The sequence below is a fragment of the Paenibacillus lentus genome (assembly GCF_003931855.1).
GTDB classification, from domain to species: Bacteria; Bacillota; Bacilli; order Paenibacillales; family Paenibacillaceae; genus Fontibacillus; species Fontibacillus lentus.
Genome location: NZ_CP034248.1, coordinates 3,594,859 through 3,611,874, shown reverse-complemented (window position 1 = coordinate 3,611,874; position 17,016 = coordinate 3,594,859). Strand labels below are relative to the sequence as shown.

The 17,016-nt window shown below is 35.6% G+C and carries 12 protein-coding genes and 1 pseudogene; 12 read left to right on the top strand and 1 reads right to left on the bottom strand.

The features are described 5' to 3' along the window. Positions 1 to 131 precede the first annotated feature (131 nt). The 6 genes and pseudogenes from EIM92_RS16280 (at position 132) to EIM92_RS16250 (ending at position 6,973) form a co-directional block, all read left to right on the top strand. Positions 132 to 848 carry a S1C family serine protease gene (locus EIM92_RS16280; protein ID WP_246021016.1) on the top strand — a complete coding sequence of 239 codons (717 nt, stop codon included), beginning with the start codon at positions 132 to 134 and terminating at the stop codon, positions 846 to 848. A 323-nt stretch (positions 849 to 1,171) separates the two neighbouring features. Next, positions 1,172 to 1,881: pseudogene (locus EIM92_RS16275) on the top strand (serine/threonine protein kinase). A gap of 677 nt (positions 1,882 to 2,558) precedes the next feature. Beyond that, positions 2,559 to 2,966, top strand: a complete 408-nt coding sequence (locus EIM92_RS16265) for a hypothetical protein (RefSeq protein WP_125083539.1) — start codon at positions 2,559 to 2,561, stop codon at positions 2,964 to 2,966. Between the two features lie 247 nt (positions 2,967 to 3,213). After that, positions 3,214 to 4,467, top strand: coding sequence for a tyrosine-type recombinase/integrase (locus tag EIM92_RS16260; RefSeq protein ID WP_246021015.1), 1,254 nt, complete (start codon positions 3,214 to 3,216; stop codon positions 4,465 to 4,467). Between the two features lie 3 nt (positions 4,468 to 4,470). Beyond that, the gene (locus tag EIM92_RS16255) at positions 4,471 to 6,531 is read left to right on the top strand and encodes a site-specific integrase (RefSeq protein WP_125083537.1); all 2,061 of its coding nucleotides are present in this window, start codon (positions 4,471 to 4,473) and stop codon (positions 6,529 to 6,531) included. Continuing rightward, positions 6,497 to 6,973 (top strand): hypothetical protein, encoded by a 477-nt coding sequence (locus EIM92_RS16250; RefSeq protein WP_125083536.1) that lies wholly within the window; start codon positions 6,497 to 6,499, stop codon positions 6,971 to 6,973. Before EIM92_RS16255 ends, EIM92_RS16250 begins: the two co-directional genes overlap by 35 nt. A 45-nt stretch (positions 6,974 to 7,018) precedes the next feature. Here the strand turns inward: EIM92_RS16250 and EIM92_RS16245 are convergent, their stop codons facing one another. Next, a complete protein-coding gene (locus EIM92_RS16245) occupies positions 7,019 to 8,017 on the bottom strand; it encodes a DGQHR domain-containing protein (RefSeq protein ID WP_125083535.1) in 999 nt (332 codons plus the stop codon). 144 nt (positions 8,018 to 8,161) lie between these two features. On the opposite strand from EIM92_RS16245, the gene EIM92_RS16240 reads away from it, so the two are divergent. The 6 genes from EIM92_RS16240 to EIM92_RS16215 all read left to right on the top strand — a co-directional run bounded on the left by EIM92_RS16240 (position 8,162) and on the right by EIM92_RS16215 (position 16,677). Beyond that, positions 8,162 to 8,521, top strand: a complete 360-nt coding sequence (locus tag EIM92_RS16240; RefSeq protein ID WP_125083534.1) for a helix-turn-helix domain-containing protein — start codon at positions 8,162 to 8,164, stop codon at positions 8,519 to 8,521. 712 nt (positions 8,522 to 9,233) lie between these two features. Further along, positions 9,234 to 9,428, top strand: a complete 195-nt coding sequence (locus EIM92_RS16235; protein WP_125083533.1) for a hypothetical protein — start codon at positions 9,234 to 9,236, stop codon at positions 9,426 to 9,428. A 77-nt stretch (positions 9,429 to 9,505) separates the two neighbouring features. Then, entirely contained in the window at positions 9,506 to 10,261 is a 756-nt protein-coding gene (locus EIM92_RS24280; protein WP_246021013.1) for a peptide arginase family protein, read from the top strand. Between the two features lie 625 nt (positions 10,262 to 10,886). Beyond that, a complete protein-coding gene (locus EIM92_RS16225; RefSeq protein ID WP_125083532.1) occupies positions 10,887 to 11,141 on the top strand; it encodes a YolD-like family protein in 255 nt (84 codons plus the stop codon). 205 nt (positions 11,142 to 11,346) lie between these two features. After that, positions 11,347 to 12,207 (top strand): hypothetical protein, encoded by an 861-nt coding sequence (locus EIM92_RS16220; protein WP_125083531.1) that lies wholly within the window; start codon positions 11,347 to 11,349, stop codon positions 12,205 to 12,207. Positions 12,208 to 12,630: 423 nt separating this feature from the next. Then, positions 12,631 to 16,677 (top strand): helix-turn-helix transcriptional regulator, encoded by a 4,047-nt coding sequence (locus EIM92_RS16215; RefSeq protein ID WP_164515130.1) that lies wholly within the window; start codon positions 12,631 to 12,633, stop codon positions 16,675 to 16,677. Positions 16,678 to 17,016 lie beyond the last annotated feature (339 nt).

The following is a 17,016-nucleotide window of genomic DNA, read 5'->3' as shown; positions in this document are numbered from 1 at the left end:
GGGGGGGTTCCATCCGTAACGATGAGCTGAATAATCCCAAAACATCCGCCGATCCAGTTAATGGTACCGATGTCCCGTTTGAATGGGAAGAAGAATTTTGGAACCCGGAAGATGACATTGAAGAGGATGAGTTGAATCACCGACCCAAAAGAACATGGATCAAAAAAACAATTATTATTATGCTGGTGATTCTGCTACTCGGTAATCTAATCGCTTTTATACCACAGATTTATAATCTACTGACACTACGGTTTTTGAAAAAGGATGCACAGTTATCACAAGATGAACAGGTCCAGCAATATAAGCAAGCCGTTGTCAATGTTAGTACCGGCGGTCGGAAAGGTACAGGGTTCAATATCGCTCCAAACGGACTTATTATTACGAATCAACATGTCATGGATGACGACAAGGCTGGCATTATCCAATTTTTAAATGGAACAACATATCCGGCAGATGTTATCGTAAGTGACAGCAAGATCGATATCTCCATACTTAAAATTAGAGACAATGTGAACAACCTACCTACACTGCAATTAGAAACAGAGATAGCGTATCAAAAGGGCGATCCTATTCATGTCATCGGAAATCCGCTAGCATTCTACCGAATCGCTACTGAAGGCACAGTGCTAGGATTAACCCCATCAGAGAGTCGCCAGCTTCCCATGCTCATGATACAGGCGCCAATTCATAGTGGAAACAGCGGCAGCCCTGTTATTAACAATAAGGGGAATGTTATTGCAGTTGTGTATGCCACAACAATTACATCACAGGGGGACCAATCTATCACTGTAGGCCTTGCTATTCCAATTGATTATTTGGAGAAATATGGAGATATTATTTTTCAATAGTAGTGTATATTTAATTTCCCATTCAAAGATTCAGAAATTGGTTGAGACGCTCTAATTAGCGAATCATCTCCGAAAAATGGAGAAGAGGTAAAGATTCTAGCTCAAATAAAACTCTTTGGTAGTATTACAAGCAGCTTGGGAACTTCTAAACTTTGGTTTGCAAATTGCAGTTATTATATGGATAATTATGGTATTAGGAATGAGAGGAGTGATGTCTTCTGAGAAGACATTTTATCGATAATAGGGCAAATAAAAATCAGAGGATAACGTATAAATAGCCCTGGAAACCTACGTGAATCCCCAAAAAGTGAGGGGACGATTATATGAATCAACAGCCGATTAAGTTCAAGGTAGACAATGTATCTTTTGAACTCCAGGATCAGCACGATTTCACATGGCTTCAATCTATTGGTACCGTTTTTTGTGTGTTTGATCAGCAAGATTCTGGTAACATTAGTTTCGGAATTGAAAAGAACGGTAAAAAGTTTTTTGTTAAATACGCGGGTTGTAGACCAATGGAGTTTTCCGGAAACCCTAGAGATGCAATTTCTAGGTTAAAGGTTGCACTGCCGTTGTATTAGAACATCCAAATCTTATTAGTCTTATTGATCATTTTGAAACGAAAGATGGGTATACAGCTATATTTGAATGGTTTAATGGCGAATGCCTACATTCAAATTGGTTGTTTGCCGTTCATCCAAAACATAGTCATCCTGAATCGCCTTTCTACAGATTCAAACAGTTACCCATAGAGAAAAGATTGCATTCACTTGATACCATATATGAATTCTATAAATATGTGGAGTCCAAAGGGTACGTTGCGGTTGATTTCTATGATGGTAGTACTGTATGATTTTTCAAAGGATTTATCGCTTTTGGATTACTTGGTGGCGAAATGGATCATTCTTTTTCAAAATGGGAAGCAAATAGATTACTTTATGAAGTCGCTTTACGAGCAGTTAGTAAGGAACGAGAAGAACGATTTGAAACTATTAATGATTTTATTAATGCTTGGAATTCAGTTAAAAATTAAACTACGACCACACTCTGGAAACACTGTCTATTAGGTCGAAATCCACATGAACATCCACAAAAAACTGTCGATTGTTAATGGCAGCTTTGTTTAAAAGCGACGTATTGAGAGTGCTTGGAGCTGTTGGTTTCCTCGTGATCGCTACTGTAACCAGGAAGAGAGGGAAGGAGAGGATTAAGATACTCATGTTAAGCACACTGAATGATTTGGGAGTGATTTTATTACTCGTTGGTTCCTTTTTTTATTACCTACACTTAAGAAGAATTAAAAGACAAAGGTCATTAACAGGTTTGGAACGCTCAATGTATATCATCACCCCAATTGGTTATTTACTTTGGGCTGGAAGTAAGTTGCTTATGTTAATTTCAAATTAAGCTCAAATTGTGGAGTGGGTAGGTATCATAATTCATAGTGAAAATCATCAAGAAACTAGAACAGGTGATATTGGGCTATTGATTTATAGACATATGTACAAAATACAAATTAGTATTTATCTATACAGCTGCACGTACTTGATCATTAATTGACATATCAAATAAAAGTAAACATTGGATAATTTAACATTAAATGATAACATTTTTAGAGTTATCCGAAACCCCTGAAAAAGTGAGGTGAGTCAATGAAATCCTGGGAAACATCTTTATGTTGTTGTTTCCAGGTCTCAAGAAACAGTTCTAATGCTTATCGGTATATTAGTTTGTGGAAGCTATATTACTGGAAGTCCATCGAAACGGTCAGATATAGATGTCCATATCATTCTTAGTGATAACTGTGATTGGAGAGAACGTGGCAATTTATATGTGAATGGTTACCTGATTGAGTACTTTATAAATCCACCTAAGCAAATCAGAAGCTATTTTAAAGAGGATTTTAAAGACAGAAGCACAATGTCAATGGTTCAATTTTTATCTGGAATAATTTTCCTCGATAAAGAGGGAATCGTACACGAACTAGTTGAAGAAGCACGTAGTTGGAAGGATAAAGAATATGATAAGTTAATACTGCCAATAATTTATAGTTCCATTTTGTCTGTAGAGGAAGTTCCTTATTATCAGTTATTCAGATACAATTTAGAGATATTGTAAGTGTCTCAAAGAAGTCAGGGGCATCGGATAATACAACATTAACGCATAGACATATGTACAAAATACAGTGTAATATTTAGTGGAATATATTCTCAATGTAATCTAAAATTAAAGTGATCTTATATAATATGACACATTAAGGAGGGGTAATATAGCCAGCGAATATTATCATATCAAATGCCCGAAAAACGTGCAGAGTAAATATTCATTGCTAGTCTTTACTCAGGACAAAGAACCCTTTCTACCCTTGACAAAGTTTTATTACTATCAACAGAAAAGAATTAGTGAGGGCACTGCTTTATCATACTTAAAAGCCTTAGAGAGGTTCTTTTCGTGGCTATCTATAAGTAGTAACTATCAAGGGGTAAGAGTCAAGTGGTCCGATAATCACTTAGCTGTAAGAGCAGCGATTGAAGATTATCTGATCTATAAACTGGGATGCAAGTTACGATCTAAGGAAGATTTTCAATTAGTTATCATGACAAGAAAAAGTCCACAAACCATTAATCACTTTTTAGCAGCTATAAAATCCTTTTACAAGACTGCATTACATCTAAAATTATATACTTTTCAAAACCCTTTAATTGATGCTGAATACAATATCAAGATTGGGAATAAAACCTCTTTAAGCATGCGTGAGAACAAGCCACGCCTTCCAAAAATAGCAGGTACAGAAATACCCTCCTCGCCTTCTTATCGAAAATATTCTGATTCATATTTTAAGCTAGTAGCAACTGAATGGAAGCCTAGTATTATTGCAGATCAAGATCTTCCTTATATTATTTATAGAGCCGGTTCACAGATTGGATGGTCTCTAAGAGACGAAGTGATTATAAGAATGCTTTTTGAAACGGGAGCAAGAGTAAGTGAAATACTTGAACTCACACTTGGAGATTATAGACAGCGTATTAATCAATATGAAATCGCTACTCATAATAAAGGGAGTGAGAAAAAAAGAACTAAGTTCCTTAGATTTTCTCAAGATCTATTAAAACTTTTGATAAGGTATGTTAATGGTGAGAGAAAAACACACGCTTATAATAAACAAACTTTCACTAAACTATCGGATAATGAATTGATTTTCCTTACCAGGAATGGTGATCCTTATAACTATCGAACTTTTTATTACCATTGGATAAAGATAACAGAGCAAGCAAAAATAAAAATGAATATACACAAAACTCGGCATTGGTTTGTTACTAGTATGATTAGAAGTATCTACGAGACTGCTAGTGATAGTAGTCAAATTGAAATGAAGAAAAAAGAATTAATAAATTATATAAAGTGGAAAGATCCTGAAACAATAAAGGTATATGAGCATTACTTTGATGAGGCAGCCTTTAGAGAGACTCATGAAATAATGGCTAAACAAATGCAAAAATATGAACAAGAATATCTGAGTGGTTCACTTAATCATGGAGTGCATAATAAAGTCGCAAATACGTCATTACCAACGGAAGAAATAGAATGGATTAATGAATTCTATAAGGGGATGGAATAGAAATTGACGTCAGAGATTATAGAGGGAAGAGACTGGTATGAAAAATTAGAAGGAGTACTTGATAAAGAGATACTTTTTCTGAAGAATGTTAATGATGAGTACCTATGGGATATTCTAAATAAACAAAGTTTAAACTATATTTATAAAAACTGTTTAAATCGCCCTTGGTTAAATCAGTTCTCATTAGCTGTATTATGTGCTACTGATCGTAATTTATCTCCAGCATCAATCAATAATATGTTGTCTACTTTAAATGCACGATTTCAAGACATTTTTATTTCTTTAGAGCTTAATCAAATTGAAGATCTAAATTATACACATATACATCTATACATAAGTGGTGAGATTTGCAAACATCATTCAGACAGACAAAGACAAATGTTTATTTCCTATTATAAATCATTTTTATTTAACGTATCAAAATGGGTGAAAAATAGAATTGATTTAGAGCAACAAGAATACTTCACCAGTTTTCTTCTCCCGGAATTCCCTTTTGATAATAGAGACTACAAATCTAGAGGCTTGGCAGTTACTTCTGCACAAAAAAAACGAAAAGATGAGAGTTCAGCAGTTGCTCCATTACTTCCCTCTATAAGGGCTGAATGTCATCTAAGGTGGAATCAAGTAAAACGATTACGGGAGATAACTAACGAAGTAATTAAGAAAGTGCAGAACGAAAATCTACCCTTGCCTTTTTCCTTTAATTATGAAGAATCTGAACATTTAAACGAAAGACTCTATTTTACTTTAAATAAGAATTTAGACAACGAATTTTATATAGAATTTATCGAATCTAAAAACCTTTTAGATGGATCTCAAGGAGATGGATTATGGTTTTTTGAGATCTTAAAAAATCGTCTTTTAGGTGCGTGGTCAAATCTTGCATCTAATAAAAGAAAAACTGAAGGTATCTCATTTTTAGAAAAGTGGGGCCATGATACTGAGGAAAACATACACCCTTTTCAATCAAGGAATCCCGGAGTTCTAACCCAGGGATTTATCTTAACAAGAAGCCAGCAATACAATGGGTCACGGCTTTTTATTAATGTAGAACCATTGTACATCGCTTGTATGTTTGCAATTTTTGCGATGGATATTCAGTCTTACTCAGGTGCCCGTATTAATGAGATTTTACAAGTAAGCTATGATCCGGATTGTTGTTTTATTACTGATGATGGGAAGAATACAACTACTAAAAGAAATTACATCTTTAAACTGATTCCAAAAGGTAGAGAGACTGAAGAGAATTACTATATGCCTGAAAGTGTTTTTAAATCATTATTAATGATAGTCAAAGAATTAAAGAATCATTATAATTCTGATACCTTACCACAAGTAAATTATAGTATAAGTTCACGAAAACACTTGATAAGTAATGAAAGAAAATTTGTATTTCAATATAACAATCAACATGTAAATCAGTTCACTTTAAATTCTATAATTCGATTTTTAACACATGGTTTAATTATTCAATCAGTAGAAGGTAAGCAGGTAATTCTAACAACACATCTACTGCGTCATGCTTTTGCTACACATGCAGCTCAAACTGAAAAACTTCCTATCGATATAGTGCGTCAATTATTGCATCAAAAGGATGAAAGTGTTACCGGCTATTATGCTGCACCAACGCATGTTCAAATTTCTGGAACCATAGATTCATTACATGATAATTGGATGACTTATATTGATATTCAACAAGAAATTCTGAGGAGCCCTAAAGAACTAAAAGAAATTTATGAAGAATACAAGGAAAAAGTTGGTACTATGTCCAAAGTAGTTGGTGGCATATGTACCATTGATTCCGTGTGTCCGACTAAAATGGCATGCATGGGTTGTGCAGCTAAGGTTCCGCAACCTGAATTTAGACACGAAATTGAACAATATTATGCTTGGGCACAAGAAAGTGAAAAACGCTTTAAAGAATTAGGATTAGAATTGGAAGCAAAAAAGATGAAATTAGCTATGAGGAGAACTAAATTAGAATTAAGGGAAATTGATGGTATAGAAATGTATATAAAGGATGAATCCTATGAGCCAAACATTCAATTCCAGAAAGAAAACTAAAAAACCTTGGTTAGATAATCTATACCTTCAACGAAAGAACAGAACGTTTGAGTTAGGCAAAAAATCAATTAATGAATTAATCAAACAAGGTATTAGAGTTTCATACAGAAGTATCGCAGAAATATCTAAACAAATTGATGATGAAAAAAGAGGCATTCATGCTAACTCTATTAAGAGTAACCCTGATCTCTATAAGTACTACCAAGAGAATGCCCCCAAAAAAGAGAAGATAAAAAAATCACTGAGCACTTCTTTTAAATCGGAATTATCAGCTACAAAATACAATTTCATAAAACCTGGAAGAGATTTGAATTCACTAAGAAACCGATACAAGAAATTCACTAAAAATGAACTTGTTGAATTTTTAATAAATGCTGAAGAATATATTGCAGAGAACAATAATAAGTGGGTAATTTCTCAGTTTGAGAAATACAAGGAGTAGCTTAATAAAGCTACTCCTTGTATTTTCTCGGGTTGTGTAGGGGTGTTACTTTGAATGACTCATAACCTCATATAGTTCTATCGCTAAAGTTTTTGAACCAGATATACCTTTTAAATATTTAAATGGTCCTTCTGCAGACCAATTAATTTTTTTGAGTCTCTTAATCGACTTTCCAAAAGCTTGATAATCAACATGAATACTATTTTCCTTTTTACAATCAAGCAGAATTTTAGACCCAGATATCGCCAAAGCATCTAAACACACAATATGGGTGAGTTTATATTCTTTGTAATTAATCCAATCATTCGGATAGAGTTCTCTTATTGAGTTGAAATACAATATTACAAGACCAAGTTTTTCATTTTTAGTAAAGGAGTTAAGCGTAACATCTTTAAAAAAGTACTTAAGCATCCTGTAAATATTTTGAAGCGTAATGTGCCTGCCTTTACTTCTTTTTCCAGTAATGCTACCAATATGGTAAAATGGGCTTTCGCTCATTGTTAGTAGTTCTGTAGCGATCCAGCTTAACTCATCGGATTCTCTTTTTAAATACTTACTCAATGAGGAGCTTATTCCTTTTGCTTTTGTATTTATTGTATCAAAAAAATTAATTTCTTCGTCTTCATCTAAATAGTGGAAAGCCATAAAAGGAATATTTATTTCAGAGTTTGTTTCTTCAATGTATCTTTTTATTCCTCCAAGTCTGTGTTGACCATCCATCAGTGAAGCTTTGCTTTTACATATTAATCTTCCATATGATGCTCTGTTATTATCATAAGCAGAAAATTCCCACATACCGCCCCCATTTAACAAGATAGGAGTAAATAATGCATCGTCACCTTTGGAAAGATACATAGCAAAATCATCAATACGCTTTTTATCCGCTGGTCTCTGATAACCCTTACCGGAAGGATGATTAAAAGGTTTCACGTAAGTTAACTTTAAAGCAATAGAAGAAGGGAACGTACTTTGGTAGGCTACTTTTCCTCTCATTTTTGTCTGAAGTACATTTTCTATTACATACTGATGTGGTATTTTATCCATCTAAATCCCCATTCTATATTAAAAGTAGTTTATATGATAATTTTATATCTCAAACTATATATTTCCTAATGGTAATATATAGTTTGAGTGTATTTAAAATTTGTATCACGACACCTACTCTTTAAATAGAGGGGTGGTCAATTTATGATTTCGATTAATGAATATGTGGGAGAACGGATTAGATCATTTCGTAAAGCTCGTGGACTAACGCAAGCTGATTTGGGTGAATTAGTAGAATTACCGCAACCATATGTTGGTGGTATTGAGCGTGGAGAAAGAAACATATCTCTAGAAACCCTTCAGAAATTAATGCTTGCCTTACATATAACACCTTCAGAATTATTCAAAGAATACAATAATTTGAGCGATGAAACTTTATTTGAATATGTAGAAATAAAAGACAGAATAAATATAGCTTTATCGAAACGCAAGCTAAGTGAAGTGAGAATAATCGAAGGATTTATTAATGATATACTTGAAACTATTGATAACCTAAAGAATTAATATTATGCTCCCCTTAAAGTGGATTGGAAAACTTTCTGATTTACTTAGAGGGGATTGTTGTTTTTAGTAAAGTTAGAGCTTTCTCTATCCAAAAAATGTCAAGTAATGATTACCATCCATGTTCCGGGACTGGCAGGACTCATTTATCCCAAAAGTCTAAGATACAATGAGAAAGATTTAAACGACAATAGGCGATAACACATAATGAAGATGCAGAATTTCAAAGAATTGCCGTCAGTTACGCATCATTTCAGACCAACGCGTCTAAAGTGTTTATTTGTTTGGAAAGGCCTTATGATATTCGATTTCCAAAGCAAATCAGCCATATGCTATGCACTTCTAATCCTATGACTCCGGATATAGAAAACGCCCCAAGAATCATCAAGCTTCACCAATCGGGATGTAGGTGCTCAGCCAAAGTACATACGGGAAATAGATAAGGTTAACAGCAGGGGTATGTATAATCGCGTTTACACGAGCAAGAGGGAAGTGGGGAATTACCTACATCCTGCGGCAATCGTCGCCGAATATACTCATTAACAGCAAAGGAGTGAGCGGAGAATTGCTATCAATTACCAATAAGAATGACTATATTTTAAAAGTGCAAATTACGAATCAAGAAATACTTTTAAAGAATAGTAGCATCGTTTCGGTTAAGATTACAGACGAAATATGACTTTTTTCAAGAGATCAGAGATAGGGTGATGAAGAAATGACAAAGATTTTTAACGTTGTGTACTGTGTACATGGACATGAAAAGGAAGTACGTTTTGATTATATTCCCGAAAACATATCAATAGATGAGATTAAGCTAAACATTTATTTAAAAAAAGAAATTGCCAAACAAGAACACGTTGAAGAAGACGAAATTTCTATTAGTGGGGTGGAGATATTTGTACAATATTGATTGAGCAAATATCTAAGTAAAATATGACTTTCATTAGGTGATACAGCCAGGACAAGAATGTGATTGGGGGATATCAAATGAATTACCCTTGGAGCAAAGATATTGACTGGAAGCTACAGTCAAAAGACAAACGGGTGTACATAATGAGAGATCATAACTGGGCATTTGCTGCTTGGGAGATATCTAAAATAGAGAATAGAATTCAAGAGGGGGCATTAGTTGTTCATGTAGATTCGCATTTTGATGATGTGCCAGATGGACTAATCGTAAGAGGTTTATTTGATGCAAAATCTAAAGAAGACATTATGAAGGTAAGTAGAAGCTATGACAGATCATCGGGTCAAGTCCCTGAGTCTAATTTGATGCACATTGACAATTTTATATGGGCATCGATTGGAAGAGGAACTGTAGAAGAAGTGATTTTTGTATCGAGAGATAATCTAGAACTTAACGATATATCAGATGTACGAGAAGAGTATGCAGATTGCCTCCCCAGCAATTGCAAGTATAGTTCAAAATTATTCCGTCATACAGGAGAATTTTTAAATTCATATGACAAGAATAGTTTTGAAGAGTATATAGGTAATAGGTCTGCCATCCTGGACCTGGATATTGATGCATTCAATAATACCGACGCAATAGGAGTGTCTGATTTTGTTTCAGAAGCAATAATAAGAGAATACGTTAAAGGCTTGAATGAGTTGTATATATGGGATTTGATAACAATTGCTATTTCGCCCGATTATTCTGGTGGAGCCGCAGGGGCATCATATTTGTTAGATATAGTCTTGAGTGAGTTGGGGATAGATTTAGCCGATATGGAGAAGTGGTAGGGTAATGTTTTATTAGATGAAACAAATATTACATTAAGTCTTTTAATGTTAATGAACTGAGAGAAAACATTGGAAACTAAGTTGAATTATGAAAATGCTGAAATGGTGCATTAGAACATAATATTGAACTGACTGTAAGAGAAAAGGAGATACTAAGACATACTTACGAGGTTGTCTAATATATCTCCATATTTTTTTATATTGCTGTTAAGTGAAAGAGGATGCTGTTTTTTGCTTTGAATTACTCTCCTTTGTAGCATCTGGATACTAAATCGATTCTAAGGTGGAGCTCATTAGTAATTTAAAATGAAATTTGGATAAGTGTGGTTAAGGTGGGATTTGTGTGTGAATAATGATATGATTAGTTTTAATTTTAATTTATATGATTTGGTGCGTAGAATTGATGTAATGATTGATGATGGATATAAGCAATACGAGAAGCGATTAAAAAAGATGAGTGTCCAGAATTGGATGCTCTTTTTTATTTGGGAATTTTGGTGAAATGGCCTTCGTAATCTTGCATTCTGATTGATATTATTTAATACAGATGCAGAGAACAACGACAGATATGGTGTACAATTGGAAATAACAACACTATCTAAAACATCATGGAGGATTTAAATAAATGGCAAAGAATAAAGTAGCGAAGAGACCCACGAGAGACGAATTTGTACTTGAAGAGATGGGAAACCAATTAACAGAGGCATATTACGAAAACTCTGAAATTGTCCTTACTGTGTGGGGATGGGAAGAGACTGTTCGTGGACAAATTGACAAGATGGATTCAAGAACAGGGAAAGTACATATCATGCAAAATGATAGAGCTGTAGTTAAAGTGTCGTTTATGGATATTATGGAGGTCAATTATCCTAGAGATTAAGTAGAGAAAGGCCGGAGGACAAAGATGAGTATATCCGATATTTCTATTGAAATTTATAAGTAAAATCATACTTTATTTTACAGACAATTATGGCAAGGAGTCATACGTCACTCAATTTGCTAGTCTAGTTATTAATCTTTACAAAAATGAATTAAAAAACGAACTGTACTTTTGAATTAACTATTTCATAAGGAGAAAGAAACCAATGGATTATATTAATTATCATGACTCCCTAAATGAGTTAGATGATTTAACCTTGGAAGGTCTGTTTGGAGACGAGGCAATCGAAATGATCGAATTAAGGTCTGTACTAGGTACGGATGATCAATTACATAAGATATTATCAGAATGGGAGAGCGACCTTTCGCAATATGGTAAAGAAAAAGTGAAAGAATTGATGCATAGTTTTGTTGAAATTTATTTAGGAGCAATAAAATCAGATAGGTCTGTCGCATTAGCATCAATTCTAAATTTTTGGCGTGGATCTCTAGATAATCCAGAGCAGGAGAGAGTATCGAGCTATGTTGAAACGTTGAGACTTCACAGAGAAGCTATAAATCAAATGGGAGAATTTCAAAGAAAGCAAAACAAAAGTTTGGGAGATAGGAAAAGAGTAATGGGTCAATTTATCAATGCTTATTCTAAATCGGTTGAATTTATAAGTATGATATTAGCAAATTGTATTGAGTTGGTGAGAATATCAAAGGGCGAACAAGTAAATAGAGATGATATTCTAAAACTAACTCTTCACAAAAAAATTCAACTTTTTAATGAGGAAACGAATTACCAATATGAAGCCTTTACAAAATTATTAGATAGAAATATACGGAATGCTGATGCGCATAATTCAATTAAATACTCTGGGCAGAAAAATTGCTTAGAGGCAAAAAAGCGTGTTGGAAACAAGACTATAATTATTGAGATAAGCATTAATGAATGGTTCCAAGATATTTATCCTAAGACCGGTTGGCTTGTTCAAGCTTTTATATTTTCAACAGCATTGATCTCATTAGGTTTGAGCAACATAGATTTATTCAAGGAAAAGTATTTATCTTTATTTGGTTAAATTGGATGGTTTAATAAGAAATAATAACAAGAGATTAGTTGGGACTAATTTTGAAATACAACTATGCTGAGAAAAAGTTTAACTGGGATCAAAGAAGATTTGGGCATCGATTCGTTCAGAATTGAGGCCAAATTGATTTTAAAACGGGCTAAATCTTCTGTAGAATAGATTTTGGCTTATATTGTTTGGGAAGATGAGACAGCGATCTCCTTCAATGGATTACAATTTAAATAGAAACATTAAGAGTGCGTGGGTCTGATATATCCATTTTATACCATTACACTAGTTCTAAAAGTACTAATAAAATACAATCCTATGCATGCTTCAAGAGACGTAAGGTTTATTTATAAATTTTCAAAATTTGCAAACGAATATCTGACCGATACTTATTCTAAAACTTTTAGATGGAAAGGAAGTGGGACTATGAATAACCATTTAGGCAAATACGTACGTCAAACGATTATTCCCTCAGAAATATCTAATTTAGAAGCCGCCAAAAGACTAGGGATAGATCAATCATCGTTATCTGCTCTTCTTAATGGCGAATCATCGTTAACCACAGACTTGGCAGTTCGCTTGGAAAATACCTTTGGCGCAAACAGTAAGCAATTACTTGAAATGCAGGCCTCTTACGTTCAACAGGAAATCGTACTAACTGAGAAGGCCAATAACATCTACCACTTTATTCCCAGCTTCTTGACAATCAAGGCGAGGCAAATAGAAGAATGGGCTGATCGTTACCTAGAAGCCAGAAGTCTACTTCCTGTACTGTTGAGAAAACTGGTGCACTCAACTGGCAACGGACTTATCAAGGTCGATTTCCCAGGTTACGACAATTCGCAGCGTAGGGGCTCTGATGGCTTTGTCCAAGCAAATGATGCAACACCTTGGGTACCTATAGGTGATTCATACTGGGAGTTTGGGACCGATAAAAATCCATTGGTAAAGGCAGGGGACGATTTTAATGCTCGGTTAGCTTCAATTGAAGCTTGCATAAGAATACAAAGTACTTATATTTTTGTCACCCCTCGTAATTGGCCTGCTAAGATAAAATGGGAAACAGAGAAAAATGCAACTGGTGAATGGAAAAATGTCAGAGTCTTTGATGCGAATGATCTTGAACAATGGTTAGAACAATCTGTACCAGCGCAAATTTGGCTTGCGGAGCAACTTAACCTAACAACTAGTGGTTACGAGACACTGAATCAAGCATGGAACCGTTGGGCAAATGCTAGTGATCCCCATCTTACACCTTCATTATTTGCTCCTTCGATTGCTATGTATCGAGAGACCTTTAAGAATTGGCTAGAAAAGGGAAGCAATAAACCGTTTGTTGTCACTGCTGATTCTCATTTGGAAGCACTAGCATTTTTGGCATGCTTGTTTGACGATAAGGAACTGAACAATTATAAGGATCTATCGGCAGTTTTCACATCACCTGATGCTCTAAGAGTCCTCGTTTCTTCAAAGGTAACATTTATTCCCATCGTTTATTCTGATACTGTAGAACGTGAACTCATTGACACTTATAACCGGCTTCATTGCATTCTATACAGACCCCGTAATGTCGTCGACATTGTTCCTGATGTTAAACTTGACTTACTTAGTCATGAGACTTTCAAAGAAGCTCTTACCTCAATGGGAATAGAGGATAGCGATATCGATAGGCTTGCTAGAGAATCTGGGCGGTCACCAACAATTTTACGCCGGCGCCTTTCTAAAAACGCTGCAATTAGTAAACCAGATTGGGCACGAAATGATGACAGTGCAAAGTCTCTTGTACCCATGGCATTAATCGGTGCCTGGCACTTTAAATCAAATGCCGATCAAAAGATATTATCGAGTATCGCGGATCAAAGTTATGAAATAATTGAAAACGATATTGCTCCATTGCTTAAGCTAGAGGACAGTCCAGTATGGTCAGTGGGTGATTATCGAGGTGTTGCTTCGAAGATTGATGCAGTGTTTGCAATTGCGCATGTCATGACAGTAGCTGATCTTAATCGTTTTTTCAGGGCTGCTGAATTTGTATTATCCGAAATTAACCCAGCTTTAGAGTTACCTGAAAAAGATCGATGGGCTGCCTCACTTTACGACAAAAAACGATCCCATTCAAATGCATTGCGTGCAGGCATCTGTGAAACACTTGTCATTTTATCTGTTCATGGCAATAATCTATTTCATAGTCGACTTGGTCTTAATGTAGAATATCATATTGTCACATTGATCCGAAAGCTCTTAACACCACTGACATTAGAAAAGATGCTCTCACATAGTGATGATCTTCCACACTATGCAGAGGCTGCACCAGAAGAATTCATGAATATTATAGAGACGGACTTAAATAACAGTAACCCTGTTACTCTTAGTCTTCTCAAACCAGTTGACAGCAATCTATTTGGTGCTAGCCCAGCACGGACAGGACTTCTCTGGGGCTTGGAATCCCTTGCATGGAGGCCGAAAAATTTATGGCGTGTAGCGGCAATATTAGCTCAGCTCTCTCAAGTTAAGATTGAAGATAATTGGGGAAACAAACCCATTAATAGCCTGAAGGCAATTTTCAGGTCTTGGATGCCCCAAACAGCGGCATCGGTGGAACAAAGGTTGAAGGTACTTGAGATTATTATCAAGCGTTTTCCAGCTATCGGCTGGGAAATATGTATTGAACAAATTAAATCCGGTACTAAAATAGGAGGCTACAACTATAAACCTAATTGGCGCGGAGACGCATCAGGAGCTGGGCAGGTTGTTACACAAAAAGAAAGATATACCTTTAACCGAAATGCTCTAGATAATTTAATAGCTTGGCCAACTCATGACGAGGAGACGCTCGGAGATCTGGTTAAATGTCTTCAAGGACTTCCTAAAAAAGATCAAAATAAGATTTGGGATCTAATCGATGATTGGTCAAAAAATACTAATGAATATGCCAAAGCCGTATTGCGGGAATATATTCGACAGTATGCTTTTACTCGACTAAGCCGCAAGCGGAAACTTAGTGAGGTAACACGTGATCGTGCTCGTCATTCTTATGATCTCCTCCAGCCTCATAATCCTATTATTCGTTATGCCTGGCTGTTTGCTGATCAATGGATACTTGAATCAAGTGATGTAATCGTAGAAGAGAACTATGACTTTTCTAAACATGAAGAGCAAATTAGCCAATTGCGCCACGAGGCTATCAAAGAAATTTGGAACAAATTTGGCTTTGAAGGAATTAAGCAGCTAATTATAGATAGCAATGCAGCTAATGTTATTGGGCAATATCTAACATCAGTTGTTACTGGAGTCCAAGCACAAAGCGAATTCATTCAACAGTTACTTTCACTAAACGGAGATTATCAAATAAAAGCCGAGTGGTGCCTTAGAGGATTTTTGTTGGAGATTAAAGATAATTTGCGTATTGAGTTACTTCAACTTACAGCCGAGGAGTTAACTACGAATGATCGTGAGAGATTACTCCTAAGCGCACCATTTGAAAGATCAACTTGGTGTCTCTTGGATGGGAATGAAGCACTCCGTGCTGCTTACTGGAGGAATGTTTTTCCCTCCTGGGCTCAACATACGACTGTTGATTATAATGAGATCATTGATTGTCTTTTGGATGCACAGCGACCTCGTGCAGCTTTTCATGCTATTCATATGAATTTTAAGTATGTTGATACTTCACGCCTTATGCGGCTCCTGTATACCATAGGCAGTGTGAATGTTGAACCGGTGGGTTCATATAGGTTAAATAGCTACCATATCTCTAAGGCATTAAGTTCTCTTGATGGACGGTCAGAAGTTACTGTGGATGAAATGGCGCGGTTAGAGTTTATGTTTTTTGACGCTCTCAGCGACAGTGAACACGAAATTCCAAACCTTGAACGTCTAATTTCCACATCACCTCTAGTGTATGTTCAAGCTTTAGTACTCTGCTTCAAAAGAAGAGGCGAAGGAGAGGATCCGAAAGAATGGGGAGTGGAAGACTCGGAGCAGCGGTCATCACTTGCATCAACTGCTTATCGCCTGCTCCAGCGGATAAAAAGGATACCTGGAACTAACGAAGAGGGAGAAATCGACGTTGCGATATTGAAGGAGTGGATTGCCGAAGTTAGGCGTCTATGCGGTGTTTATGGGCGTACCGAAGTTGGAGAAGAGTGCATTGGACAATTGCTTTCAAAGGCTCCTGAAAAAGACGGGTTATGGCCGTGCAAAGAAGTGTGTGAGGCGATGGAAGAGTACTTGTCACCTGGGATTCAAACAGGTTTTCGTATAGGAATTATGAATTCACGAGGTATTGAATGGCGTGACGAAGGCGGAAAACAAGAACGTGAGTTGGCCGCAAAGTATTACGATATGGCAGAACGGATATACTTTGAATATCCATTTGTCGGGAGAGTTCTTGAAGAAGTAGCCAAATCATACGAACATGAAGCCAAATGGCAAGATACAGAGGAAGATGTTTTAAAAAGAATCGAAAATTAGTTGTCCTGTGGTTTTTGCTCAAGGAATTGTGATAAATATTCAAATAGCACGTAATTAAGTTACGTGCTTCTTTTTGTCATTTCACAATCAATTCATATGTCCCGATACTAGTTACTTATATATCTTTAAATCAATAGTTTTACTAAAAAGGCTTTTATTTTTTATGTAGCAAGTTTTTGTCGCAAAGCAATGCACAAACTTGCTGACATAATGGATTTTTGACATTAATTAACCTATAATTGAGATAAAATTGGTTCTATTTGCCTTTACTCAAGTAGGTATTAAAGAAGACAATAAAGCGGGGAGAACAAACTCCGCATGTACCGTAAGATTGCCCCA

Excerpts from the sequence above, each read along its gene's own strand:
- EIM92_RS16250 (WP_125083536.1), top strand. The coding sequence starts at position 6,497 with ATGAGCCAAACATTCAATTCCAGAAAGAAAACTAAAAAACCTTGGTTA.
- EIM92_RS16225 (WP_125083532.1), top strand. The coding sequence starts at position 10,887 with ATGGCAAAGAATAAAGTAGCGAAGAGACCCACGAGAGACGAATTTGTA.
- EIM92_RS16245 (WP_125083535.1), bottom strand. The coding sequence starts at position 8,017 with ATGGATAAAATACCACATCAGTATGTAATAGAAAATGTACTTCAGACA.
- EIM92_RS16240 (WP_125083534.1), top strand. The coding sequence starts at position 8,162 with ATGATTTCGATTAATGAATATGTGGGAGAACGGATTAGATCATTTCGT.
- EIM92_RS24280 (WP_246021013.1), top strand. The coding sequence starts at position 9,506 with ATGAATTACCCTTGGAGCAAAGATATTGACTGGAAGCTACAGTCAAAA.
- EIM92_RS16235 (WP_125083533.1), top strand. The coding sequence starts at position 9,234 with ATGACAAAGATTTTTAACGTTGTGTACTGTGTACATGGACATGAAAAG.
- EIM92_RS16215 (WP_164515130.1), top strand. The coding sequence starts at position 12,631 with ATGAATAACCATTTAGGCAAATACGTACGTCAAACGATTATTCCCTCA.
- EIM92_RS16265 (WP_125083539.1), top strand. The coding sequence starts at position 2,559 with ATGCTTATCGGTATATTAGTTTGTGGAAGCTATATTACTGGAAGTCCA.
- EIM92_RS16220 (WP_125083531.1), top strand. The coding sequence starts at position 11,347 with ATGGATTATATTAATTATCATGACTCCCTAAATGAGTTAGATGATTTA.